Source organism: Moorella sp. E306M (assembly GCF_006538385.1).
Taxonomy (GTDB): domain Bacteria; phylum Bacillota; class DSM-521; order Neomoorellales; family Neomoorellaceae; genus Neomoorella.
This window is the reverse complement of sequence record NZ_BJKO01000001.1, coordinates 322,535-344,425: the sequence shown is the minus strand read 5'-3', so window position 1 is coordinate 344,425 and position 21,891 is coordinate 322,535. Positions and strand designations below refer to the sequence as shown.

Sequence of the window (21,891 nt, the reverse complement as noted above, 5' to 3'; positions counted from 1 at the left end):
GGCGCTATTTGGTCCTGGAGGTAATAAAAGCGGCGGAAAAGGTGACGGGGCAGAAAGTACCTTACCGTGTCGGTCCCCGGCGGCCCGGCGACCCGGCGGTGCTGGTAGCCTCGGCAGGAAAAGCCATGGCGGAGTTAGGGTGGCGGCCGCGGTATACCGAACTGGAGGACATCATTGCTACGGCCTGGCACTGTTACCGCCGCAGGCCGCGAGGTTATTCTCAAGGTATCATTTCTTCCAGGATGTCGAGGGGGCGGTAAAAATGATGCAACTCAGGCTGTTTCTCTTCAAGTTCCGGCAGGTAAATTTGCCTTAACCATATCTTGGTGCATAAGGCCACATCCATCTCTAGTTGACGATTTTGGAGATAGTTTTTAAAGAAGGCGTCCAGAACCAGTCGCTCCCAGAAAAAATTCACCATATAAGGGATGCCGTAATGCCCCTAACAGTGTCTAGTTCATCTTCGTTAAGGAATACCAGCAGCTTATTAATAAAAGCCAGGGCCAACTAGGACAGCCGTTCGCCATACGTTGCCTACCCCTTTTCCTAGGGTAAGGGGTAGGCACCATCTCTTCATCCTCAACGTTTTCACGTAGACTGGATTACTTTTACTTTAGAACAAGTGATCAGATTTACTTTGCATAGTCGATCATTTTTTGTATTGACAAACGTAGTTTTCGAGAGGGTGGTGTAGGGGGGCCGTGTTTAGGTGCATTATTTGTCTAAGAGAGCTAGATAACGCAACTGCCAGTGAGGAGCACATTTTTCCGGAAGCGCTTGGGGGAAACATTACTATCAAAAACGTGTGCCGGGAGTGTAACTCCAATCTTGGCAGATATGTGGACGCTCCCTTAATCAACAATTGGTTGATTGAAGCGAAGCGGATGCTACTTTGTTTGCCGGGAAAGAGTGGAAAGATTCCCAATCCATTAGAAAAGGGATACATTGCCGGTGATCCGCAACACGAAGTTCGTTATGAATTCGATAGTAGCGGCAAACCAAAAAGACTCTATACGGTGCCGAAGGTCATCCGTGAGGAAATCGATACGGGAGAGCGTATACGAATTATCCTGGACAAAAGCGACGAGAATAGACTACCTATTATCCTGGAGAAAATCGCTCAGAGGGCGAAAAATAAGAGCTTGAGGATGGAGTTGCTCTCACGGAAGGAAGTACATGTTGAACATCCAACGATGGAACTGAATTTCACATTCAATCTGTGGGACTGGCAACGGGGCCTGCTCAAAATCGTCTATGAGCTGGCCTGCATGGAGTTGGGGCCAGAGTACTTGGAAGACCCTACCGCGGCGAAATTTCGTGCAATTCTCCGGCCAGAAACCCTTAGCCGAGAGCAAGCTTTACAGCAAGGCCTAAAGGGGACTATCCGCATTCTCGGGGGTGAAAAGCCGCTGCTTTTCCTCGTGGATAATCCAGATTGGATGGTTGGTGGACTACTGGCCACGGGCAGAAGCATTTGCGGTTATGTGAACCTCTTTAACATTTTCGAAGGCAGTATTGTGGTCACTGTGGAGCGGGAAAAATACTGGACGTGCCAAGATAATGGAATCATATGGGTGATAGATGTTCCCAATAAATCGGCCTCCAGGAACACCCTGATGGAACTTGTCAGGGCGTTCACTGCGGAGTCCTTTGAATAGATAGTCGTGGGCGGATAAACTGTAGCTAGTGCCATACCAGTTGCATACTAAATGGCATTAATTGGTAGCATGAAGATCAATACAGGCATTAGCAACTTCCTTTAACTTCCTGCTAGACCAGTGCAATAAAAAAGTATCATACTGGAGCCCTGGCGGCCCTGAAGCAGGGTAGCCCCACGGCGGCCTATAACCTGGGCACCGGCCGGGGCTATTCGGTCCTGGAGGTAATAAAAGCGGCGGAAAAGATGACAGGGCAGAAAGTACCTTACCGTGTCGGCCCCCAGCGGCCCGGCGACCCGGCGGTGCTGGTAGCCTCGGCAGGAAAAGCCATGGCGGAGTTAGGCTGGCGGCCGCGGTATACCGAACTTGAGGACATCATTGCTACTGCCTGGCAGTGGCACCGCCGCAGGCCGCGGGGATTTAAAGGATAACTTAAAGACCGGCCTGGTTAAACCTGGCCGGTCTTTGATGCTAGGGCGACCTTAAGCCCAGAGTGGAGGTTAAGTATAAAGTCTTTATCTTTGCTACAACTTCAGGAGAAGTGGTACCCAGGCGTTTTTCGCGGCCGTGCTTTTCGGGAATGTTTTAGGCAGCCGGGGCAGCGTGGTACCTTTATTCCAGCGCCAGATTGCCGCCGGGGGGCCGGTGACGGTGACTCATCCGGAGATGATCCGCTACTTTATGACCATCCCCGAGGCGGTGCAGCTCGTCATCCAGGCTGGCGCCCCTGGTCCTAATGCTACTTCCCATGAGCGGATCTTCATTGCCCGGCCGGGAGAATTCGATGCCGCCAGGCTGGAGCACTTCCTGGCGCTGGTCTCCCAGCCCGGCTGGCGGGCCGACATGGACGGGGTGGAAGAACTGCTACGTCTGGTCCTGCCGGGCTTTCGGGTAGAGAAAGGGCAGGAACGGTGCAGGTGGGGGTAGGCAGCGTTTCCAAATGGCCTGTCACGGATCCGGGATATTTTCTCCTGGTGGCTAAGGGAAATGTAGGGACTGGTCTTTTTATGCTAAGTGGAATAAAATAGTTTTAGAATAAAAACCTTCACGGAGGGATAATTGTGGAGAGCGTAGTATCTGCAAAGAAAGGAGTAGTAATTGGTCCTACACCCATTGTTCTGGCATATTTTGCTGAGAAGAAAAGAGGTACCAGGAAAGAAGTAACGAGGGTTGTTTTCCAGGTCGCTAAGCGGTTGGAAGAGACGACAATTCATATAAATGCTGTATTTAGGGGAAATATATCCGGGACTGGTGATGCCATTGTTAGTGAAACAGTAGATGAGGAAATATGGTATTGGCTTTCTAATCATTTTTTACGTGAATGCCCGGACCCAGGCGAAAATGATATATGCTTTGAAGCAAGCAAACCCTTTGAGGAATATCGTTTGGATAGGATATCGCAAAATTTAAGGGAGATAGGATGGCCTTCTGAAAAAGAAAGGCAGATTTTTTTAAGAGTATTAAGGGAGGTTATTTCTCTTGAACCATGGCGGGAAAACCTCTAAAATAATCCGCGATGTAGTGCATGGGTATATATCTTTATGCGAAAATGATCTACATATAATTGATACACCACTTTTTCAACGTCTAAAGCGTATCCGGCAAACAGGTGCCTATTCTGTTTATCCTTCAGCTAATCATACCCGCTTTGAGCATTCGCTAGGCGTTATGCATTTAGGCATCAAAGTTTTGGAATCATTAGGTATTGATGCGGATGAAAGGATATCCAACACAGTACGATATGCCTGTCTATTACATGATATCGGGCATGCCCCTTTTTCTCATCTCGGGGAGGCTTTTTATTCAAAAGAAGAGCTTATTAACTGGCTTAACATTGGTCTTAATAATGTAGGGCTAACAAATACTATAATGGGTTCAATGGGATCTCCACATGAATTATGTAGTTGCGCAATAGTCTTGAATAAATTTGCCGACAGGTTATTAAGCTATGGCGTTGACCTGGATTTACTTTGTCGAATGATAACGGGGCAAAAGTATAATACATCGGATAAATTTACAGAAGATTGTCTCATAGATATTCTTAATTCTGATTATTGATGTAGATAAGCTTGATTACGTTTTACGGGATGCTTTTATGTCCGGCGCTGAGCTAATAGCTATAGACGCTGAACGGCTTATTTCGGCATATACAATTCATAACGGAACATTGGCGTTCTCTGGTAAAGCCCTCAGTACTATAGGCAACCTTATATATGGAAGGAATGCACTTTATTTTTGGGTGTATAACCATCATATCACTGTTTATACTGATTTTCTTTTCCGGCGTCTTATTAAATACTTGATTAATACAGTACCTGAAGGGCGGGAAGAGTTATTTACCTATGAATCAATAGCGGAAAAGTTAGCAGATGACTATGATTTGATTACCTTTGTTCGTAAATATATGAGTATTGATGATTACGCCCGGGATCTATATAATCAACTATTTAACCGGGCTTTTTATAAATCGCTCTGGAAAACACCTTTTGAGTTCGAAGCAATAATAAAGGACCCTGCTCACCAGGATGCGTTCATCAGGCTTGTTGGCCAGTTTCGCAAAGAAGAAGACGGGTTAGAAGAACTTGAGCGAAGGATTATAGAAGCAAATAATGGCCTTACTAAGGGAGATTTCTATATTGCCGTTGCTGATTTTAAACCCTTTGTTCCTGTTGCTGGCAAGGCGGTTTATATTATGCTTGGTGATAAACGTAAGAGGTTCCAGGAGATCTTTCAGGAAAGTATCTATCAAAATCCTTTTCGTGAGATCCCTTACATTTTTGTAAAGAATGATCAGGTAAGAAATATTTTAATAAACAGGTTAAATGAGGGGCGGTTGTTGTAAAAAATGTGTCACCCCCTAGTTGACACTGGTTTTCACCAGCTTTTCCTTGGTACCTCAAACCGGGAGGGGTCCTGGGCAGCCGGGGCAGCGTGGTACCCCTTTTTCAGCGCCAGATTGCCGCCAGCGGCCCGGTGACGGTGACCCACCCGGAGATGACCCGCTACTTTATGACCATTCCAGAGGCGGTGCAACTGGTCATCCAGGCCGGCGCCCTGGTCCGTGGCGAGAATAAAATAAAAGGAGCTGTTGCCTCATGGAAGAAGTATCCTTACGAGAACTTATAGAAATCTTAATAAGACGCAAGCGGGTTATAATATTTATTACAGTTGTGGCGCTCATTACCAGTGGCGTTCTGAGCTTCTTTGTTTTGCCTCCAGTATATGAAGCCACGGCTACCCTGCAGGTTGATCTTCCTGCGGTGCCCAAAACCCCGGAAGGGAACAGCCCGCTCGAAGCCCTGCTCCAATCGCTGGCTGTTGCCAGCCATCAGGCTTCCCTGGAAACGTACCGTTACCAGGTGACAAACCCAACTGTATTGGAACGTGTCCAGAAGAAGCTGGCCCTCGACCCTCAAGTCTATTCCCTTCAGGCATTGGCAAATATCATCAAGGTGGAAAATCCCAAGAATACGAATTTATTGGAAATACATGCAAATAACTCTGACGCCAGGTTGGCCAGGGATCTGGCCAACACTGTGGCCCAGGAATACATAGCTTTCATGCAGGACTTGCAGGCCCAGAGGCTAAACCAGGTGAGTTCCACCATTGAAGCCCAGCAAAACAAAGAAGAAGAAAAGCTGAATCAAGTCATGGAAGAATACCGGCAGTTTCTGGCTCAGCCGCGCAGCGTCAAGCAGCTCAATGCCGAGCTGGAAGCCAAAGTGCAGTTGTTGACGGAATTTAAAACAAATCTAAGAAAAACTCAGGTGGAGTTGGAAGGCACCCGTCGTGCTTTAGAAGCTGCCGAAACGAAACTGGCAGGAACGCCTGCTACCCTGAAGACTGTAAAGGTGGTGGGGGACGATCCATTATTGTTGAATATAACTGAAAGTAAAACCGGCCGTCCGTCTCAAGAAGTAGCCGGGCTTAAGCTGGAAGACGAAGAACCCAATCCAATTTATCTCTCTTTAGCGACACAGGCCAATACTTATAGGATGCAGGTAGCCCAGCTGCAGGAAAAAGTTACTTCTCTGCAGGAACAAATAAGAAGCACGGAAAAGGAGCTGCAGGCGCTGCAGGAAGAGCTCGCCGAAAAACAATTGATCGATGATAAGTACCAGGTCCAGATCAAAAATTTGCAGGAAAATTTCCGATCCTTACTGGTTCGCAGTGAAGAAGCGCGCGTTGCCGGTTCCCTGGATACTAGTGTCCAGACGCGTCTAATCGCCCCGGCCGTGGAGCCCTCGAGTCCCGTCAGGCCGAGAAAATTGTTGAATACGGCGGTGGCCACCTTGCTGGGACTAATGGTAGGAGTTTTGGCGGCCTTTTTCTTGGAAATGTGGAACGCGCCGGTGCCTGGAATTGAAAATATTAAGGGATAACCTACACATCTATGATTGGAAGGTGGTATGGCAGTTATACGAGTGCCAGTTCTCATTTTTTAGCCCAACCCGAGCCCATTGTCGCCGATTAAACATTCCGCAATCCGCCCATGGATTCAACACTCTAATAACGGGATAAGAGCCTAGATTTATTCGAAAAGATTTTTCTGTTATAATACAAACGTGATTCCTGGCAGCTTACGAAAATAGCCACTTCCTTTAGCCCCTGGTAGAATGAGGTGCGAAAGAGGTGGGCATCATGGCCAAAGTGACGGCGCCCTTTAAAAATGTGGCAGTCCAGTCCGGATCCCATTCTGTCTGATTTGTCGAAACGTATAAGGTGTGTTGGAAGAGGATGACTTGAGGAAACTTCGCATGGCTGCCCTTTTACATGATATTGGTCATTACCCCCTTTCACACGTAGGTGAAGCGGTTTTTATGCGCATTCAATTCGAGAAAGAGCAAGTTGTTCAAAAGAAAACACCCGATTTTGGAGAAAGTGCCTTGACCAGAGCAGGTGATAAAATCTTTGTTACAAATTATCGGTCACGCTGTCAAGCTTCATAGGCTCAAAGGTTATGGCTGCAACTCTGCAAAAAGCTGAAGGGTGGGCGGAGCAGGTACTGCCGTTGTTTGCAGGAGATCTCCATTCGGAACTGTGGTTCAGTTTTGCCCTTTATGCATCGAGAAGAACTATTAATATTTCTTTGGCCCAATAGACTACCGGCCAGTAGGATTTCAAGCATTCTCACTTGCACCATTTTAGAAGATATCCTGGGCCGGGAGCCGGTTCAAGTGGACCTGGCGGCCATGGCTGGTTACCTGGCGGGGGAAGTGATCCTGGTTACCGGCGCCGGCGGTTCCATCGGGTGCTGCGCCTGATCCTGCCGGGCTTTCGGGTAGAGAAAGGGCAGGAACTGGTGCAGGTGGGGTAGGGTGTTAATTGTCAGGCTCCCTTCCTGCCGCCTGGCAGGTTATGAAGTTTATAAACTCAAAATAGCAGGATTTCTACGGTTAAGCTAGAACCTATTTCCATTAGGTTATCTAACCTATATCGGGGGCATAATATGGTAAGGGTTTTTATAGGTTTTCATGGTACTAGTAAAGCAAGTGCTGATATGATATTATTGGATAAAAGATTTTTACCTTCAAATAGAGAAGATGAATGGTTGGGGAAGGGTATATACTTTTTTGAGGATGATCCTGACCAGGCTATTGATTGGTGTGTACGCGCCAGGAAATATAAAGAATGGGCTATCTTAAAAACTATTATTGAAGCCCAGGAGGTTCTTGATTTAACACGAAAACGGGAATGGGATATGTTTTTGTCGATAATAAAACAACTACAGGGCAAAATGAAGCAGACAAAGTATAAAGGAAAACGCCTTTTAAATGGTGTGGCTATAAATTTTATCTGCCAACAATTTCCTTATGAAGTGGTTAGAGCTGTTTTTCTTGTGCCCGGCCGGAGTTATCCGTACGACATTACTAATATTCCCCCGGTACAAATTCAAATATGCGTAAAAGAAGAACGGTGTATAAAATCTATTGAACAATGGAGGTGCAGTAACGGTGGATTTTAAAGAGGTAGTTGAGCAGATAAACCAATATCTTGCCCAGGTAACTATTGAACAATTTGAAAGGGATTTACAGAGGGCTGGTATTGAGCAATGTCCCGATATTGGGGAGGAAGCAGATAGTGAATGGCAACCAGAAAGGTTAATCGTTGAATATAGTATTCTTGAGGAACCATATAGCGACTTAACAAATGGTTATATTGCTATTGCAAATGGTGAGGCGGCATGATAGACAAGTCTATAGAGAGCAATTTGATTTTTCGGGGGTATAAAGTTTTACATTTATCTTATAAGTTGAATCAGAACTTTAAATCACAGAAGAATAAGTCTATACCGCTTGACTTCAAAGTACGGACTGAATCAACTGTTGATGAAACAAATAATGAGATTACCGTTGATTTATTTTGTAATATATTTGAAGAAAGCCCCGAAAAAGATAATCCATTTCACTTAGAAGTTAATTTACGGGGCTGGTTTAAAACTAACTCTACTGTTGAAAAGAATGAGTTGTATCGTTATGCAGAAATTAACGCGCCGGCTATTCTTTTTCCCTTCTTGAGAACAGTTGTTTCGAGTATTACTATGGCTGCAAATGTTCCACCAGTAATACTTCCATTAGTTAACATCAATCGTTTAAATGAGCTTCAAAAACAATAATAATCGCGCAATGGTCACTGAATTAAAATAGCACTTAGAAACAAGAAGTCGTTATGGAAGTTCGCCAGGCGAAAGGGAATAAATTTACTATCCTGCAGATTGAGAGAGCTTATTTACAAATGCAAGAGTGGGGCATGCTATCGCCGGAGGGAGAGGCGTAAAGCGCAACGTCCTAGGCAGCCGGGGCAGCGTGGTACCTTTATTCCAGCGCCAGATTGCCGCCGGCGGCCCGGTGACGGTGACCCACCCGGAGATGACCCGCTACTTTATGACCATCCCCGAGGCGGTGCAGCTGGTCATCCAGGCCGGCGCCCTGGTCCGGGGCGGGGAGATTTTTGTCCTGGATATGGGGGAGCCGGTGAAAATAGTGGACCTGGCACGGAGCATGATTATCCTGTCCGGCTACGAACCCGGGAAGGACATTGAAATCGTCTTTACCGGCGTCCGGCCGGGAGAGAAGCTCCATGAAGAGCTCCTGACGGCCGGGGAGGGGGTCAACGCCACTTCCCACGAGCGGATTTTCATCGCCCGGCCGGAGGAATTCGACGCCGCCAGGCTGGAGCACTTCCTGGCGCTGGTCTCCCAGCCCGGCTGGCGGGCCGACATGGCCGGGGTGGAAGAACTGCTGCGCCTGGTCCTGCCGGACTTCCGGGTAGAGAAGGGACAGGAACTGGTGCAGGTGGGTTAGGTTGTGTACCGTGTACCACAATATGAAAGCACTAAAACATAAAGGCCTGGGACTGTTAATTATTACCGCAGGTCTCTCTTTATTTTTGTTGACAACGAAAAGTTTCTGGTTACCATTTGTAGCCAGCTGGCTGATGGTAGGAGACAAAGATTTACAGCCTGCAGATGTGATTATTGTCCTCTCGGGTGAGCAGGGCGAGCGGGTGGCGACCGGCGTAAAGCTCTACCAGGAAGGCCTGGCTCCAAGGCTTCTGATGACCGGCGGCACCGTAGAATGGAACGTAGCAGCGGCTGACATCATGGCCGAACAGGCAAAATTCCTGGGGGTACCGGAAAAGGATATCATCCTGGAAAAGCGGGCTGCCAGCACCTATGAAAACGTCCTTTGTAGCCTTATGGCTCCAGGAGCAGTACATTATTTCAACGCCGCCGGGGCGTCGCCAGCAGGGGATATTGGGCACGGCGGTGCGGGACTACATCCACGTCGAGGACCTGGCGGCAGCCCACGTCCTGGCCCTGGAAGCCCATCATGGGGGAGCAGATGCGGCGGGATATGGTTGCCGGGCAAGGCGGCTGGGAAAAATAGGGCAGGTGCTTAAATATAGCTTTATGGTTGCTACGTTCATTAAACGGAGTGGGTACGGCGATGGTGCGGTGATGTTCGTCCTGAGCGGTTAAGTGCAATTTAATGCCGGAAATAAGTTCTGTTGTACCGGCAGCCAGCCGTGCATCCCGCTGCCTTACTTCTGTACCAAGTTTAATATTTTCTCGCGCTACGGGAAACTTTTTTCAGGGAGGGAATTTAAACTGGTAAGAAATCCTTTGCATCCTGATGGTAACGTATACCGGTAGCTGTATTCTCGGCAGCTTACGAAAATAGCCACTTCCTTTAGCCCCTGGTAGAATGAGGTGCGAAAGAGGTGGGCATCATGGCCAAAGTGACGGCGCCCCTGATGTCCCTGGATGCCAGCGGCGCCTTGGGGAAGGCCCTGGTTTTTGCCAAATGGAAGGGGATCAATTACGCCCGGCGCTATTTTGTGCCCATGAACCCCAATACTGAAAACCAGGAAAGGGTCCGCAGCTACTTCACTCAGGCGGTGACCAGCTGGCAGGGAGAGAGCCCTGAGACCAGGGCCATGTGGAACGCGGCCGTGCGCGGCCGGCCGCTGACGGGGATGAATTACTACCTGGCCCAGTATATCAAGTACCTATTCAGCCATAACGGCCAGGCCCCGGCCACACCCTTTTTACCTCCGGGCCAGCAGCAATCCTAAAAGATTAAGCTGTGGAAGCGGCAGGGCCAGATGTCTTGCCGCTTCTCCCCACTGCAGGCTAAAGCCTTCCTTGTGCAGGAGCGCTTGTCATTGCCTTTACCAGCAGGATATCAAGCCACATTTTCCATTCGTATGGAAACCGCCACGAAGGAACCTTCTATAATTTGTCGAATATCCCATTATAGCCTTGGTAGGGGGGCATCATGAATAGTGCTCTTGCTAATGAAAGGAGGAAATCATACAAACCCGTAACAACTTGGCCTTAGCGCTTGTCGTTGCCCTGGGGGCCTTTACACCCCAGGGACGGGCTCAAGAAAGCGGTCTAGCCGCCGGTTTTCTCCCGGCCGAGTTTCGTCCGGACTTCTATTGCACTAACTTTTACGTGCAGCCGGAAGAAGCCGCGCGCCAGGTGGCCGGTATCATCGGGCGCCCGGTAATCGACATTGAGGAGATCATTTTCCGAATACAACGCGAAGAAGCGGCGCGGATGATCCCTGGACAGGTACGGGGAGGTAAGACAGGGAGGAATGCCGGGGAGGAACTTCCCCTGGAAGAGGCAAAGGTGGAGATACCCTACCCTGAGCAACTAATCAGCGGACTAAGGGAGGAGATGATTCGCAAGGGTTTCAGTTGGGACGAGACGCACCTGAGGCGCCTGATGCTGGCCATGATGGCCAAAGCAGGCATTATGCTTCCCGAAGAAGCGTGGGCGGCATTGGATTCTGAAACTGATCCGGACATCCTGGGCTTCTTGCCATTTCTTCTCCATGGTTATCAGGGTTCGGCAGCGGAGAGAGAAATGTTATGCCATCTTTTTGCCAATCTGGGCGAGATCAAGCAGTGCTGGAAGAGTGGACGACCATGGATTTACAACGTGGATTAACGGTACCAGACAGGTGGTTAACTATACGTTGATTATATGTTATGATATATGATTCTAAAGTCTCTGGCTTACTCTTTTTGCTATCTTTGGGGAGGAAGCAACCTGCAATAACTTCAGTGGAATAAAGGACCTTTTACTGCAGGTAGTCTTCCAATTCGGACAGGTCGTTGATGTCGAAGATGTTGTCGATCACCTGCTGTAGTACGTACGCGTCCTGCTCCTTGATCCTGGCCACGTACTCCCTGGGAAGCCTGCGGAACTTTTTGCTCAAGAGTCTGATGGCTACGTCTACCAGAGACTCCTGCCGGCCCTCTTGCCGGCCCTCTTGTCGACCTTCTTGCCGGCCTTCTTGCCGGCCTTCTTGCCAACCCTCCTGCCGGCCTTTTATCAGGCCCTTTTCAAATATCCTCTGGTAACCGGCGGACTCTTCGATGTTCAGCACTTGTTCCACCTCCCGGAAAATAAGCTCGATCACCTGCCGGTCGTAAACCAGGCCGGCGAATATCTCTGCCCGCAGGAGCACGGCCTTTTTGGTCTCCCGGTCCAGGTCGCTGTTTAAAATATCCTCTGCGCACTGCCGGAGAAATTTCTCCCCCTCTTTCTTGCGCCTCTCCCTGTCCGCCAGGGGCAGCAAGGAACGCAGCTGCTGATGCGGGTGGTTTTTTAGCTCCTCATAGGTTATTTTACCCAGGTCGACCAGGCGGTAACGGTAGTCCAGCATGTTTTCGTTTCCCAGGCGGTAGTGCAGTTGGCCGGCCATGTTCATTTCCCACTGGCCGAAGTAGATAACCATCTGGTAGACCGGCAGGCGGTAGGTTTTGTGGATTTCCAGGGCGTAGCGCAACATGCGGTAGGGCATCTCGTCGTCGTTGCGGCTCTGGAACTCCAGGTGGATGACCATAGCACCCTGATCGCTTTTGGCCTTTACCACCAGGTCGGAAACCCTGGTTTCCACCTGGGGGAACTCGATTTTCAAGTCGCTGACTACCGTTGCTGGGATGTCGCTGAAGAAGTTGATGAGTTCCTCCGTCCCGCCGGCAAACAGGTCTTTAATTATGGTATCGTACTGGTTACCGCTTTTTTGTTGCAAACAAACCACCGCCTGATTTAATTTTACCAGTGGATTATCGCGGGGGCAAGAGCGCTTTTTTGTAGCTGGCAGGGAGAGAGCTGGGGCATGCGGTGTCCTAGGTCATTGGGAGATGGGCGCAGCGCTTGGCATGCAGAAAAAGCGATGAAACGTTACCTGGCAGGGGTTAGCATCGGCGAGCAGGCTCTGCCGCCAGGCTTTAACGGCCTGCTTCCTTGGAGCTGGATAGATAATCGTCCTTTTCTGCACGCCCTGCACGGATTGAATAACGTCGGCGGCTTGACTCTCCTCCAGGCGGCTCTACACTGCGGCGTACCCTACTTCGTTTTTTCCTCCAGCCTTGACCGGATTAAAAATATATACTAAGCTTAAAGAAAATGTTAATGTAACCATTAATGGGGGTGTTAAAATGGAACGCATTGCCGGCATAAATGAAGTCCGCCCGAAATTAACTTCCTTCATTGAATCTCTAAAAAATGATTCCCCGGTAGTTATTACAATCAACAGTGAACCTAAAGCTGTACTCCTGGATTACGAGAAATACCGGCTCTTGCAAAAAACCGCCGAAGAAAACAAAAGGTTGGCCTTAAAAACAGCCCTGGCTAAGATTAGATCCAGAGCAGCTACAAATGGTCTTACCCAGGCGGATATAGAAAAAGAAATTAAGGAGTACAGAGAGGGCAAATGAAAGTAGTTTTAGATACGAATGTAGTTATATCAGGCCTGTTGGCACCGGTAGGGCCGCCGACCTTTGGGCAGACGGGAAAATCGAAGTTGTAGTCAGCCCCGCGGTTATAACGGAGTATATGGGGGTTTTTCTCAGACCAAAGTTTGCCAAGGCCGGCACCGTGGAAGAAAGGCAGCAATTATTAGAAGGTTTTATTAACCTTGATAACACAATTTTGGTATTGCCTGATGTAGAAGTTAACGCTATTAACGCAGATCCAAGTGATAACCGTTTTTTAGAGTGCGCCAAGTCGGGGAAAACCAACTGCCTCATCTCTGGTGACAGCCATCTGCTTGCCCTGGGGGAATATGAAGGGATCCCCATAATCACCCCGAAGCAGTTTATAGAAACATTTTCTTTTGAAGAGTTGGCAACATAAAGGGGAAAGAGCGGAGGAATTTCTCGCTGCTACCGGCCTAACCGCAGAAGAATTGGCCCATATGGAAGATAAGCATCTACTGATGCCTCTTGAGAATAATGTGTACAATGACGATGACTTGATGGCCGCTAACGCACCCGGTATTTAGCGCGGATTTCTGCCCCCAGAACGGCCATTTCCGCTGACGAAAGGTTGGTCAACGCCCTGCTGCCCACTTCGCTTGGCCCATTTGTCCGGTCAACAACGTCCATCGCCTGGCAGTGGGAGCGGAAGCGGTAAAACTGGACTATATTTCTGGAGCAGAGATTTGTATCGCTTTTTCAAGGCTTAAGGTTAAAGAGGGAGGGAAATCTTTAAGGTTTGATGTGATTACCTTCACACCTTTTATTGCTGCAGTGGCCGCGATAAGACTATCAGCCATACTCATTGTTTTTCCTTCTGCGGCCCATTCCCGCCTTAGCGTTGCTGCGAATTCAGCAATTGTACTGTCGACGGGGAAGTTCCCAATTTTCAAGAAGAGTTTTCACGATTTTTTGGGCTTTAGGCGTTCGTGCTCCTGTTAAAAGCTCATGATAGACTATCACACTGCTAACCGCTGCGCCTGATAAAATTATTTTTTCCAACCAGTTACTGACTTTCGCGGCAAGTCTGCCGGTAAGATGATCGATTAAAACACAGGTGTCTATCAAATATTCCATAGAGACGTCTCCTTATCTTTACCGCGCAAGCCTTGAACCCATTTTGTTCCTCCAGTTTTCGTCCATTCGGGAGCATCCTCATGCGCCAAAGCGCCCCGGGTTTCTCTGAAGGCTTTAACTTGCATTTCCCGACGCAGTTTTTCGGTTACAGCTTCGACGATAAAGCTGTTGCGGTTTAGGCCGCGCTCTTTAAGATAGACCGTCATTTTATCTATCACTGTTGCGGGAAACCTTATATGGATCATTTTTGTTTCGGGCATTTTATAACACCTCCTGTTATTATACAATATAACAGATTATAGAAATAGAGACAACATGTAATTTAGCCTGTCTGGCTTAAGGATTACCATATAATAATGCTAGCAAAATGATAGCACAGGGGGTGCTGGTTTTGCCCGTCATCCTTATCCGTTTATGTTGGTTACCTGAAGGAAAAAGACCGGGAAAGGGAAGGGGAGCCGTCTGGCGGCAGTTCCAGGCGCAGGCCAGGGTGGAAGAGCTTTTGTTCCTGGCGCTGTCGGGCTTCCGGGCGAAGAAGGAAAATCCGCGTGCGCCTCGGCTGGGTGCCGGTCCACGATGACCTGGAGGGCATCATCTACTCCGCCTGGCAGTGGGAGCGGAAGAGGAATAGCGTCCCGGCTAGGCCCGCGACTATTTCACCCAGGCGGTGACCAGCGAGTAAGAGACCAGCGTGTAAGAGGATAGTCCTAAGATTAGGATCATGTAGAAAGCGACCGTGTGAAGCCTGTCGCTCCCGGCCTGCTAGGCCCTGTAGTATTTTTTGGAGATGCCCTCCACAGTAAACTTGGATTTTGCTTGTAATTATAGTGCTAGTAATGGTATACTTCTGGTAAGAAAATCTTTCTGGAAGTAAGGAGAAGGATGCTTCATGTCCAACCCCTTAGTGCGCTTAACTAGTAAAGGGCAGATGACTATTCCCCAAAGTATCAGAGAAACTTTGGGCCTGAAGGCAGGCGATTATTTGACCATCGTGGTTGATGAAGATGAGATACGTTTGAAAAAAGTCCAGCCAGTGAAGCCCTTGAGTAAAGAAGACCCTATATGGAAATTAGTTGGTGCCGGTAACAGTGGCCTTAAAGATGTCGCTGCCAAACATGATCATTACCTGGCTGAAGGTGAAGTAGAAAGATGGAAAAAATAATGGTAGATACCAGTGCTGTTTATGCCCTTATTGACCGTTCGGACGATTTGCATGAGAAGGCTAAGAATCTCTTTAAGAAATTAAGCGAAAAGGATGTTGATTTAATATTAACAAACTTTATTTTGGCTGAAACCCATGCTTTAATTTTGAGCCGTATAGGTCATGAACTGGCCCGTGAATGGGTAAAAAATTTGGTTTGGAAAATTGAACGTGTTAAAGAAGAAGATGAGAAGCGAGCCAGGGAAATCATAATTGCATATAAAGATAAGTCTTTTTCTTATACCGATGCTACTACCTTTGCTGTTATGGAACGACTAAAGCTGAATGTAGCTCTGGCCTTTGATAACCATTTTACCCAGTTTGGCTGGCAGTGTCTTGACGTTTGAGGAAGAGCCAGAACTCATATGTAAGTATGCGGCTTTCCAGCAAGTCGGTGACCAGGAAAGCGTTGGAGTGGTATGTAGAAAGAACGTTGATTGGACGGATGCCTTTATTGCCGACGGAATGGAAGCTGGAAACCGGATGGAGATATATTCTTACGATCGTCATTTTGATAAGTTTCCGGAAATTTAGAGGATTGAGCCCTGATACCTTGTTATATTTATTGCCTTGAGTTGGATATAACCGGCACCTTTCATGGAGCAAACAAGCTGTAAAAACGTAGGATCAGTTTGTAGTAGCTATCTTTGTACGACCGCTTTTAGCCAGTGTGGCACCCGTTTTTTGATATTCCCGAGGGGGGTACTGATGGGCATCTATCTGGGGCTGAGGGTTTTGCCAGATGCAATCGGGGCGGTGGAATGGGAGCGTTTTTATGACGCAGCCAAACAAGTGATCCAGGCCTTTAAACCGCAGCCGGTGCGCCTCACCGAGGAAGAAAAGTTTGGCTTTACGCGGCTTGTTCTTACGCGTAGCCCGGAGGGCCAGGATCACAAAGGCCGTTTTCTGGCCGTAGTCGGTGATGCCCAGACGTGGGAGTGTGCTGAGCAATTTCATATCTACCGCGGATTTACAACGTGGATTAACGGTATCAGACAGGTGGTTAACTATACGTTATCATTATCGAGCAAGCAAATTAAATTAAGTCATGGAGGAATACAGGCAGTTTCTGGCCCAGCCGCGTAGCGTAAAACAGTTAAATGCCGAGCTGGAAGCAAAAGTCCAGTTGTTGACATAAAAGCTTATGTTAGACTATTACATTGCTTAATGTTATAATGATGCTATCAGAATGATAGCAGAGGGGTGTTGGCTTTGCCTGACGTCCTTATCCGTAATGTTTCCAAAGAGGTTTTGGCAACTTTGAAGCAGCGAGCAGCGGCAAAAGGCAGGTCTTTGCAGGTGGAACTGCATAAAATTCTGGAAGAGGCTGCAGGTGAAAATGATTTGGATGGGGTGAAAATGGCGGCCGATATAAGGAAAAAGCTTTTGGCGGGAGGAAAAAGTTACAGCGACAGCGTTGAGCTGATCAGAGAGGACAGGGAAAGGTGAAAATCTTTGTCGTAGACGCCAGCGTCGCCGTAAAGTGGTATATCCCGGAACCTCACTGGGAGGCGGCTGTTGAGCTTTTGGAGAGAGCGGGTAAAGGCGAATGCCGTTTGTGGGCGCCGGAATTGATTTTTGCGGAAATAGGGAATGTCCTCTGGAAAAAGTGCACGCGCGGCGAGATCGACACGGAAGACGCACGCAGGATATTGGCGGCGATAACTCAAAAATTCCCTGCAAGGGTCGCTGAGATCCAGCCTCTTCTTCCTGCCGCTTTTGAGATCGCTAATGGCTACAGGCGTTCTTTATACGACAGCCTCTACATCGCCCTGGCCGTGGCCAAAAATGCGGTGTTTATTACGGTAGATAAAAAGCTGGCCAACGCTTTGTTACCCATTTCCCTGGGGCCGTATGTCCGGCTTTTGCAGGATAATGGACTATTATAGAGCGATAATATCAGTTATAATTTCCTGGGTGATCATAGCAGTTTGCACCAGCAGCGGCTTGAAAAGACGTTGTAGGAAAAGGGGTATTGGAATGCAGATTTATCAGGTTGAAAGAAATGATTTTTGCCCCTGCGGCAGCGGGCGCAAGTACAAGAAATGCTGCCTTCCGGCTGTAGAGGAAGCCACGCGGGCTGTCGGCCGCGAAGTAGGTCAGGGCCTTACTGCTCACGGCCAAGAGGTTTTGGCTACTGTTGGATTTATCTGCGGCTTAAAATGGGGTGAAGATATAAAACCCCTTGAACTCTCACGAGTGGGACGGCTTCTGAAAGAAGCCTGGGAAGAAGAGGATAATGCTTCGGAAAAAGCTTTTGGAGATTTTCTGGAAAACATCAGAAATAATTATATACGCCTGCTGCAGGAAAAGCCGCGGTTACGCATGACGCGCATCCCTCCCGACATCCTCCTTGAAATCGAAGCCCATCAGGAATCGGAGGAAGAACTAAAGGAGTGTTTGGCGCAAGTCGTAGCGGAAATGGTTAATGACGATGATTTTATAAGCGGTTGCATCATCGACATAGCCTATTCGCTGCACTACGACAGTTATACGGACGAGGAAATGAAAACCCTCCTTTCCGGTTTAGGCATGATTATTAACAAAGATACCCGTGAGGGATTTATCGAGGCTATCATGAGCGTCACTATGGAAGAATTTGATGCAACTATGGAGAAAATAAAGGCCCTGCAGGATTCTACCAGCGAAGAAGATCCGGAGTTTATAAAGAAACTGATGGAGATTTTAGAAGATCATATAGCCTTTGGCGATTATTTTTACACCAAACTCCTCAGGGGTTCCATAACGGCCATGGAGGCCATTATAAAAAAAGAGATAAAGTTAAACGTTCCTTTTTATGCTCTGGCCCGCGGTGTCTATACTCTAAAAAAGATTCCTGGCCTGTTTGAAAACGATTGGATAGCAGAGTGCCTGTGGGAAGAGAATGAGGCCGAACACTTTTTGCCCGCTATTTACCAGGTATTAGAAGAAAACAGGGCGAGTTTAAAAGATGAAGCCCTAGCGGAATCTCTAGAAAAATTCATCTTTGCTTCGCAGGTTGGCGTGGTCATAAATAATCCGGAATTAATCGAAAAACTTTATCATCTGTGCGTGTATAATTTCCTCAAGAATCCCCTTGAAACAGCTCCGGATACAGGCGGGGTATTTACCAGTATTGAAGATTTGTACCAGGAAGAAAAGGTTATCCGCTACGCGGAAGCCCTAAAAGCGAGGGGATTAGAAAAGGAAGCGGATTACGTGTTGGCCCAGTTTAGGACTTATTTATAATCAGGCAGGACCCTTGTACAGGGGTGAGGACAAGCGGGTGAGTCTCAAGCCTTTTATCCAGTTGCAAGGAAAAACAGCCCAGGAACGCCGGGCTGAGTGGCGCCAGTGGAAAAAGCTGGGGTACCGGGTGGCTGAACCCGACGGAATTACCATCTTCCATGAAAAAGAGGCTATCCGTCGGCTGGTGCTGGAAGCTTTTAAAAACATCGACGCGGACGTTTTTCTTTTTGGCTCTCAAGTAAGTGGCGCTGCCGATCCTTACTCTGATTATGATGTAGGGTATAATACCAATATGCCTGTACAGGGATCTATTCTAGCAACTTTAAAACATGAATTAGAAGAATTGCCTATACCTGGGAAGCAAAATATGCAAGCTCAGAGGCTAAACCAGGTGAGTTCCACCATTGAAGCCCAGCAAAATAAAGAAGAAGAAAAGCTAAATCAAGTCATGGAGGAATACAGGCAGTTTCTGGCCCAGCCGCGTAGCGTAAAACAGTTAAATGCCGAGCTGGAAGCAAAAGTCCAGTTGTTGACAGATTTCAAAACAAATCTGAGCAAAACCCAGGTGGAGCTGGAAGGCACACGCCGTGCCCTGGAAGCTGCAGAAAAGGAGTTGGCAGAAACGCCTACCACTTTGAAGACCGTAAAGGTGGTAGGTGATGATCCGTTACTGTTGAATATAACTGAAAGTAAAACCGGCCGTCCGTCTCAAGAAGTAGCCGGTCTTAAGCTGGAAGATGAAGAACCCAATCCAATTTATCTCTCTTTGGCGACGCAGGCCAATACATATAGGATGCAGGTAGCCCAATTACAGGAAAAAATTGCTTCGCTGCAGGAACAAATCAGAAAAACGGAAAAGGAGTTACAAGAACTGCATGGCGAATTGGCCGAAAAACAATTGATAGATGATAAGTACCAGGTTCAAATCAAAAACTTGCAGGAAAATTATCGTTCCCTAATGGTTCGCAGTGAAGATGCACGTGTAGCCGGTTCTTTGGATACCAGCGTCCAAACACGTTTAATTGCTCCCGCGGTCGCACCCACAAGTCCTGTAAAGCCGAGAAAATTGTTGAATACAGCAATAGCCGTAGTATTGGGCCTTATGGTAGGAGTTTTTACCGCCTTTTTCTTGGAAGCGTGGAATGCACCGGTCTACAGGAAAGGGGAAATTGTTGAATAAAGCCGCCCGTGTGATGGTAGATACTGAGAATTGCTTTAGTGTAAGGATATTTACTTTGCAGGGCATGACCGATAAGCTCAGGTTATTAAAGTATATAAATCTTCCCCGCATCAATCTTTATCGATGCGGCGATTTATATGATTATTTTTACGGGCCTATGGTGCCGTCCATGGGTTATTTAAAAGTATTCGACCTGCTTTATTATGACCCCGGCTTTATTTTGATGTATCCCCAGGCCGGAGACCCTTTTCACATACCACCCTTTCATGACCTCCCCAAGCTCGCCAGGATTTTTAAAGAGGCCGAGGAATGGGCTAACATCCTAGACGTTGGCGATGTTGGAGCGTTGAACGATAAAGTTGTGTCGGGAGAAATCAATGAAATAATCCTGGTAAATGAAGGCCTGCATGAAAAAAAGATTGCCAATATCGCCGACATGATATACGCGGGCAAAGATAAAATAAAAATTGTGCTTATTGCCGGCCCGTCTTCTTCAGGTAAGACTACTTTTGCCAGGAGGTTGTCAATACAGCTAAGAGTTTTAGGATTAAAACCTTACCCGCTGTCTTTGGACGATTACTTTGTCGACAGGGAACATACGCCAAAAGATGAAAGCGGGAATTACGATTTTGAGTCTATCAGGGCGCTGCACCTGGAGCTCTTTAACCAGCACCTTGCGGCCCTTTTAAATGGCGAAGAAGTAGAAATACCGCGGTTTAATTTTCGCACGGGATTGAGGGAATGGATCGGCAGGAAATATAAAATGGAAAAGGATGCCGTACTTGTGATTGAAGGCATTCACGGGCTAAATGAAATTTTGACTTCATCCGTGCCGCGCGAAAACAAATATAAAATCTATATCAGCGCCCTGACCCAGTTAAATATAGATAACCATAACCGCATACCCACTACTGACAGCAGGCTGATGAGGAGAATTGTTAGGGATTACCTGTACCGGGGCCGTGATGCCGCAACAACCATCCTTACCTGGCCGCAGGTCAGGGCAGGGGAAGAGAAAAATATTTTTCCTTACCAGGAAGAAGCCGACATTATGTTTAATTCTGCCCTGGTATATGAAATGTGTATTTTAAAGAAATATGCTGCACCTCTCCTGAGGGAGATACCCGTGAGCAGCCCGGCCTATCTGGAGGCTAAAAGGTTATTGACTTTTTTAAGTTATTTCCTGGAAGCCGAAGAAAATGCGATACCTAACAACTCAATTATAAGGGAGTTTATCGGTGGAAGCTGTTTTGAGTAACGTAAGGGGCTTTGTGCGTAACGGTTCATTGCACGGCCGGTAAAGTTCACCCCCTTGGTGCCGATATATTGGGATGAGGATATTTTATGGGGTGAATTAGGTGCGCATCACCAACCGCATGCTCGGGCAGAACGTCATCCGCAACATCAACCGCAACCTGGAGATCATGTCCCGCACCCAGGAACAGATGGCTTCCGGTAAGAGGGTTAACCGCCCCTCCGATGACCCCATCGTCGTCGCCCGGGTACTGGCCTTTAAAACCGCTATCGCCGCCAATGAGCAGTATAAAAAGAATATGGAAGACGCCAGGGGGTGGCTTGATGCCTCGGAAAGGGCTCTGGACATGGCCACTTCGACCCTTCAGCGCGCCCGTGAGCTGGCCGTCTATGGTGCCAACGGGACCATGCCGGAAGAATCCATGAAAGCCCTGGCAGAAGAAGTAGATCAGCTCATCGGTGAGATGGTGCAGATAGCCAACACTTCCTACGGTGGTCGTTTCCTTTTCGGCGGTAGCGTGACAACGGAGGCACCCTTTGATAGCGCGGGCAGTTATAAGGGGAATACTGACGCCCTTGAGTGGGAAGTTGCCCCCCAGGTGGTGTTGACGGTAAATGAAAACGGTGCGGCAGTCTTCAAGCAAAACGGCAACGATGTCTTCCAGTTGCTGGCAGATTTACGCGATTACCTGAAGGCTAACGATAATAATGCCGTCTCCGATACCCTCGACCGCTTCGACAGGGCCATCGACCACATCCTGGACATCCGCGCCGTCCTGGGTGCCAAAAGCAACCGCCTGGAGATGGCCACTGCGCGCCTGGATGATACCCAGATCAACCTTACCAAAACCATGTCCAAGCTGGCAGATATCGACCTGGCCGAAACCGTTATGAATTATAAAAACCAGGAAAACGTCTACCTGGCTTCCCTGGCCACAGGCGCCATGGTCCTGCAGCCAAGCTTGATTGATTACCTGCGGTAAAACCTGCCTTTAGCCCTTGCTTTTAGTCGCGTA

Annotated in this window: 33 protein-coding genes and 7 pseudogenes; 34 read left to right on the top strand and 6 right to left on the bottom strand. The window is 48.0% G+C overall.

Annotated features, from left to right (window positions below):
• Positions 1-8 precede the first annotated feature (8 nt).
• Positions 9-260, top strand: a complete 252-nt coding sequence (locus tag FLZ89_RS16475; RefSeq protein ID WP_216363810.1) for a hypothetical protein — start codon at positions 9-11, stop codon at positions 258-260.
• Here FLZ89_RS16475 and FLZ89_RS16635 read toward each other — a convergent pair.
• Positions 230-492, bottom strand: a pseudogene (locus FLZ89_RS16635) (IS1634 family transposase); the annotation flags it as partial. The gene FLZ89_RS16475 and the pseudogene FLZ89_RS16635 sit on opposite strands and share 31 nt — an antisense overlap.
• Before the next feature lie 209 nt (positions 493-701).
• Here FLZ89_RS16635 and FLZ89_RS16470 point away from each other — a divergent pair.
• From FLZ89_RS16470 to FLZ89_RS01720, 19 genes and pseudogenes are all read left to right on the top strand, one after another.
• A pseudogene (locus FLZ89_RS16470) lies at positions 702-854 on the top strand (HNH endonuclease); the annotation flags it as partial.
• A 12-nt stretch (positions 855-866) separates the two neighbouring features.
• The gene (locus FLZ89_RS01800; RefSeq protein ID WP_253256380.1) at positions 867-1,658 is read left to right on the top strand and encodes a hypothetical protein; all 792 of its coding nucleotides are present in this window, start codon (positions 867-869) and stop codon (positions 1,656-1,658) included.
• Between the two features lie 245 nt (positions 1,659-1,903).
• Complete coding sequence (locus FLZ89_RS01795; protein ID WP_141304198.1) at positions 1,904-2,089, top strand: hypothetical protein; 186 nt, start codon at positions 1,904-1,906, stop codon at positions 2,087-2,089.
• A 133-nt stretch (positions 2,090-2,222) separates the two neighbouring features.
• Positions 2,223-2,585, top strand: a pseudogene (locus tag FLZ89_RS16265) (polysaccharide biosynthesis protein); the annotation flags it as partial.
• 134 nt (positions 2,586-2,719) lie between these two features.
• On the top strand, positions 2,720-3,163 hold the full coding sequence (locus tag FLZ89_RS01785; RefSeq protein WP_141265572.1) for a hypothetical protein: 444 nt from the start codon (positions 2,720-2,722) through the stop codon (positions 3,161-3,163).
• Positions 3,138-3,716: an HD domain-containing protein gene (locus FLZ89_RS01780; protein WP_141304197.1), complete on the top strand. Its 579-nt coding sequence runs from the start codon at positions 3,138-3,140 to the stop codon at positions 3,714-3,716. Before FLZ89_RS01785 ends, FLZ89_RS01780 begins: the two co-directional genes overlap by 26 nt.
• A gap of 37 nt (positions 3,717-3,753) precedes the next feature.
• Positions 3,754-4,500 carry a hypothetical protein gene (locus FLZ89_RS01775; protein WP_141304196.1) on the top strand — a complete coding sequence of 249 codons (747 nt, stop codon included), beginning with the start codon at positions 3,754-3,756 and terminating at the stop codon, positions 4,498-4,500.
• A 62-nt stretch (positions 4,501-4,562) separates the two neighbouring features.
• Positions 4,563-4,724, top strand: a pseudogene (locus tag FLZ89_RS01770) (polysaccharide biosynthesis protein); the annotation flags it as partial.
• A 29-nt stretch (positions 4,725-4,753) separates the two neighbouring features.
• Positions 4,754-6,040 carry a GumC family protein gene (locus tag FLZ89_RS01765; RefSeq protein WP_141265575.1) on the top strand — a complete coding sequence of 429 codons (1,287 nt, stop codon included), beginning with the start codon at positions 4,754-4,756 and terminating at the stop codon, positions 6,038-6,040.
• Positions 6,041-6,382: 342 nt separating this feature from the next.
• Positions 6,383-6,607 (top strand): HD domain-containing protein, encoded by a 225-nt coding sequence (locus tag FLZ89_RS01760; protein ID WP_256369483.1) that lies wholly within the window; start codon positions 6,383-6,385, stop codon positions 6,605-6,607.
• 66 nt (positions 6,608-6,673) lie between these two features.
• Entirely contained in the window at positions 6,674-6,922 is a 249-nt protein-coding gene (locus FLZ89_RS01755; RefSeq protein WP_141265577.1) for a hypothetical protein, read from the top strand.
• A 185-nt stretch (positions 6,923-7,107) separates the two neighbouring features.
• A complete protein-coding gene (locus FLZ89_RS01750) occupies positions 7,108-7,623 on the top strand; it encodes a hypothetical protein (protein WP_062283222.1) in 516 nt (171 codons plus the stop codon).
• On the top strand, positions 7,613-7,846 hold the full coding sequence (locus FLZ89_RS01745) for a hypothetical protein (protein ID WP_106005760.1): 234 nt from the start codon (positions 7,613-7,615) through the stop codon (positions 7,844-7,846). Before FLZ89_RS01750 ends, FLZ89_RS01745 begins: the two co-directional genes overlap by 11 nt.
• Positions 7,843-8,274 carry a protein-export chaperone SecB gene (locus FLZ89_RS01740; RefSeq protein ID WP_141265578.1) on the top strand — a complete coding sequence of 144 codons (432 nt, stop codon included), beginning with the start codon at positions 7,843-7,845 and terminating at the stop codon, positions 8,272-8,274. The genes FLZ89_RS01745 and FLZ89_RS01740 overlap by 4 nt, the downstream gene beginning before the upstream one ends.
• 166 nt (positions 8,275-8,440) lie before the next feature.
• Positions 8,441-8,962: pseudogene (locus FLZ89_RS01735) on the top strand (polysaccharide biosynthesis protein); the annotation flags it as partial.
• Between the two features lie 22 nt (positions 8,963-8,984).
• Positions 8,985-9,335 (top strand): annotated as a pseudogene (locus FLZ89_RS16025) (YdcF family protein); the annotation flags it as partial.
• Positions 9,336-9,417: 82 nt separating this feature from the next.
• Positions 9,418-9,519: pseudogene (locus tag FLZ89_RS16465) on the top strand (NAD-dependent epimerase/dehydratase family protein); the annotation flags it as partial.
• A 371-nt stretch (positions 9,520-9,890) separates the two neighbouring features.
• A complete protein-coding gene (locus FLZ89_RS01725) occupies positions 9,891-10,235 on the top strand; it encodes a hypothetical protein (protein WP_141265581.1) in 345 nt (114 codons plus the stop codon).
• Between the two features lie 256 nt (positions 10,236-10,491).
• Positions 10,492-11,118 (top strand): hypothetical protein, encoded by a 627-nt coding sequence (locus FLZ89_RS01720; protein ID WP_141304193.1) that lies wholly within the window; start codon positions 10,492-10,494, stop codon positions 11,116-11,118.
• Between the two features lie 133 nt (positions 11,119-11,251).
• Here FLZ89_RS01720 and FLZ89_RS01715 read toward each other — a convergent pair whose 3' ends face one another.
• Positions 11,252-12,208, bottom strand: coding sequence for a DUF4351 domain-containing protein (locus FLZ89_RS01715; protein ID WP_141265584.1), 957 nt, complete (start codon positions 12,206-12,208; stop codon positions 11,252-11,254).
• A gap of 144 nt (positions 12,209-12,352) precedes the next feature.
• On the opposite strand from FLZ89_RS01715, the gene FLZ89_RS01710 reads away from it, so the two are divergent.
• Genes FLZ89_RS01710 through FLZ89_RS01700 form a run of 3 tightly spaced genes read left to right on the top strand, consistent with a single transcriptional unit; the run spans position 12,353 to position 13,314 of the window.
• Complete coding sequence (locus tag FLZ89_RS01710) at positions 12,353-12,574, top strand: hypothetical protein (RefSeq protein WP_172613391.1); 222 nt, start codon at positions 12,353-12,355, stop codon at positions 12,572-12,574.
• Entirely contained in the window at positions 12,549-12,896 is a 348-nt protein-coding gene (locus FLZ89_RS01705) for a type II toxin-antitoxin system Phd/YefM family antitoxin (RefSeq protein ID WP_253256377.1), read from the top strand. The genes FLZ89_RS01710 and FLZ89_RS01705 overlap by 26 nt, the downstream gene beginning before the upstream one ends.
• 28 nt (positions 12,897-12,924) lie before the next feature.
• Entirely contained in the window at positions 12,925-13,314 is a 390-nt protein-coding gene (locus FLZ89_RS01700; RefSeq protein WP_216363920.1) for a putative toxin-antitoxin system toxin component, PIN family, read from the top strand.
• 128 nt (positions 13,315-13,442) lie between these two features.
• Here the strand turns inward: FLZ89_RS01700 and FLZ89_RS16260 are convergent, their stop codons facing one another.
• The 4 genes from FLZ89_RS16260 to FLZ89_RS01690 are packed head-to-tail and all read right to left on the bottom strand — an operon-like array spanning position 13,443 to position 14,272.
• Complete coding sequence (locus tag FLZ89_RS16260; RefSeq protein ID WP_256369482.1) at positions 13,443-13,565, bottom strand: hypothetical protein; 123 nt, start codon at positions 13,563-13,565, stop codon at positions 13,443-13,445.
• Between the two features lie 35 nt (positions 13,566-13,600).
• Positions 13,601-13,741: a type II toxin-antitoxin system VapC family toxin gene (locus tag FLZ89_RS15835; RefSeq protein ID WP_146127160.1), complete on the bottom strand. Its 141-nt coding sequence runs from the start codon at positions 13,739-13,741 to the stop codon at positions 13,601-13,603.
• 46 nt (positions 13,742-13,787) lie between these two features.
• Positions 13,788-14,012 carry a PIN domain-containing protein gene (locus FLZ89_RS15830; protein WP_216363809.1) on the bottom strand — a complete coding sequence of 75 codons (225 nt, stop codon included), beginning with the start codon at positions 14,010-14,012 and terminating at the stop codon, positions 13,788-13,790.
• A complete protein-coding gene (locus FLZ89_RS01690) occupies positions 14,000-14,272 on the bottom strand; it encodes a YlcI/YnfO family protein (RefSeq protein ID WP_141265586.1) in 273 nt (90 codons plus the stop codon). The genes FLZ89_RS15830 and FLZ89_RS01690 overlap by 13 nt, the downstream gene beginning before the upstream one ends.
• Before the next feature lie 131 nt (positions 14,273-14,403).
• On the opposite strand from FLZ89_RS01690, the gene FLZ89_RS01685 reads away from it, so the two are divergent.
• From FLZ89_RS01685 to flgL, 11 genes are all read left to right on the top strand, one after another.
• Positions 14,404-14,592, top strand: a complete 189-nt coding sequence (locus tag FLZ89_RS01685) for a hypothetical protein (RefSeq protein ID WP_141265587.1) — start codon at positions 14,404-14,406, stop codon at positions 14,590-14,592.
• A 309-nt stretch (positions 14,593-14,901) separates the two neighbouring features.
• Positions 14,902-15,174, top strand: a complete 273-nt coding sequence (locus FLZ89_RS01675; RefSeq protein WP_141265588.1) for an AbrB/MazE/SpoVT family DNA-binding domain-containing protein — start codon at positions 14,902-14,904, stop codon at positions 15,172-15,174.
• Entirely contained in the window at positions 15,162-15,560 is a 399-nt protein-coding gene (locus tag FLZ89_RS01670) for a type II toxin-antitoxin system VapC family toxin (protein ID WP_141265589.1), read from the top strand. The genes FLZ89_RS01675 and FLZ89_RS01670 overlap by 13 nt, the downstream gene beginning before the upstream one ends.
• Positions 15,550-15,747: a hypothetical protein gene (locus tag FLZ89_RS01665; protein WP_141304191.1), complete on the top strand. Its 198-nt coding sequence runs from the start codon at positions 15,550-15,552 to the stop codon at positions 15,745-15,747. Before FLZ89_RS01670 ends, FLZ89_RS01665 begins: the two co-directional genes overlap by 11 nt.
• Before the next feature lie 174 nt (positions 15,748-15,921).
• Positions 15,922-16,299, top strand: coding sequence for a hypothetical protein (locus FLZ89_RS01660; protein ID WP_141265590.1), 378 nt, complete (start codon positions 15,922-15,924; stop codon positions 16,297-16,299).
• Positions 16,300-16,425: 126 nt separating this feature from the next.
• Positions 16,426-16,662, top strand: a complete 237-nt coding sequence (locus FLZ89_RS01655) for a FitA-like ribbon-helix-helix domain-containing protein (RefSeq protein WP_141265591.1) — start codon at positions 16,426-16,428, stop codon at positions 16,660-16,662.
• Positions 16,659-17,102 carry a type II toxin-antitoxin system VapC family toxin gene (locus tag FLZ89_RS01650; RefSeq protein WP_141265592.1) on the top strand — a complete coding sequence of 148 codons (444 nt, stop codon included), beginning with the start codon at positions 16,659-16,661 and terminating at the stop codon, positions 17,100-17,102. The genes FLZ89_RS01655 and FLZ89_RS01650 overlap by 4 nt, the downstream gene beginning before the upstream one ends.
• 91 nt (positions 17,103-17,193) lie before the next feature.
• A complete protein-coding gene (locus FLZ89_RS01645; protein WP_172613390.1) occupies positions 17,194-18,441 on the top strand; it encodes an SEC-C domain-containing protein in 1,248 nt (415 codons plus the stop codon).
• Between the two features lie 127 nt (positions 18,442-18,568).
• Complete coding sequence (locus FLZ89_RS01640; RefSeq protein WP_141265594.1) at positions 18,569-19,621, top strand: GNVR domain-containing protein; 1,053 nt, start codon at positions 18,569-18,571, stop codon at positions 19,619-19,621.
• Positions 19,611-20,879, top strand: coding sequence for a uridine kinase family protein (locus tag FLZ89_RS01635; RefSeq protein WP_253256376.1), 1,269 nt, complete (start codon positions 19,611-19,613; stop codon positions 20,877-20,879). The genes FLZ89_RS01640 and FLZ89_RS01635 overlap by 11 nt, the downstream gene beginning before the upstream one ends.
• Positions 20,880-20,979: 100 nt before the next feature.
• Positions 20,980-21,858, top strand: coding sequence for a flagellar hook-associated protein FlgL (gene flgL, locus FLZ89_RS01630; protein ID WP_141265596.1), 879 nt, complete (start codon positions 20,980-20,982; stop codon positions 21,856-21,858).
• Positions 21,859-21,891 lie beyond the last annotated feature (33 nt).

Excerpts from the sequence above, each read along its gene's own strand:
- FLZ89_RS01725 (WP_141265581.1), top strand. The coding sequence starts at position 9,891 with ATGGCCAAAGTGACGGCGCCCCTGATGTCCCTGGATGCCAGCGGCGCC.
- FLZ89_RS01795 (WP_141304198.1), top strand. The coding sequence starts at position 1,904 with ATGACAGGGCAGAAAGTACCTTACCGTGTCGGCCCCCAGCGGCCCGGC.
- FLZ89_RS01750 (WP_062283222.1), top strand. The coding sequence starts at position 7,108 with ATGGTAAGGGTTTTTATAGGTTTTCATGGTACTAGTAAAGCAAGTGCT.
- FLZ89_RS16260 (WP_256369482.1), bottom strand. The coding sequence starts at position 13,565 with ATGGACGTTGTTGACCGGACAAATGGGCCAAGCGAAGTGGGCAGCAGG.
- FLZ89_RS01775 (WP_141304196.1), top strand. The coding sequence starts at position 3,754 with ATGTCCGGCGCTGAGCTAATAGCTATAGACGCTGAACGGCTTATTTCG.
- FLZ89_RS01690 (WP_141265586.1), bottom strand. The coding sequence starts at position 14,272 with ATGCCCGAAACAAAAATGATCCATATAAGGTTTCCCGCAACAGTGATA.
- FLZ89_RS01645 (WP_172613390.1), top strand. The coding sequence starts at position 17,194 with ATGCAGATTTATCAGGTTGAAAGAAATGATTTTTGCCCCTGCGGCAGC.
- FLZ89_RS01670 (WP_141265589.1), top strand. The coding sequence starts at position 15,162 with ATGGAAAAAATAATGGTAGATACCAGTGCTGTTTATGCCCTTATTGAC.
- FLZ89_RS01710 (WP_172613391.1), top strand. The coding sequence starts at position 12,353 with ATGAAACGTTACCTGGCAGGGGTTAGCATCGGCGAGCAGGCTCTGCCG.
- FLZ89_RS01740 (WP_141265578.1), top strand. The coding sequence starts at position 7,843 with ATGATAGACAAGTCTATAGAGAGCAATTTGATTTTTCGGGGGTATAAA.
- FLZ89_RS15830 (WP_216363809.1), bottom strand. The coding sequence starts at position 14,012 with ATGGAATATTTGATAGACACCTGTGTTTTAATCGATCATCTTACCGGC.
- FLZ89_RS01675 (WP_141265588.1), top strand. The coding sequence starts at position 14,902 with ATGTCCAACCCCTTAGTGCGCTTAACTAGTAAAGGGCAGATGACTATT.
- FLZ89_RS01660 (WP_141265590.1), top strand. The coding sequence starts at position 15,922 with ATGGGCATCTATCTGGGGCTGAGGGTTTTGCCAGATGCAATCGGGGCG.
- FLZ89_RS15835 (WP_146127160.1), bottom strand. The coding sequence starts at position 13,741 with ATGAGTATGGCTGATAGTCTTATCGCGGCCACTGCAGCAATAAAAGGT.
- FLZ89_RS01765 (WP_141265575.1), top strand. The coding sequence starts at position 4,754 with ATGGAAGAAGTATCCTTACGAGAACTTATAGAAATCTTAATAAGACGC.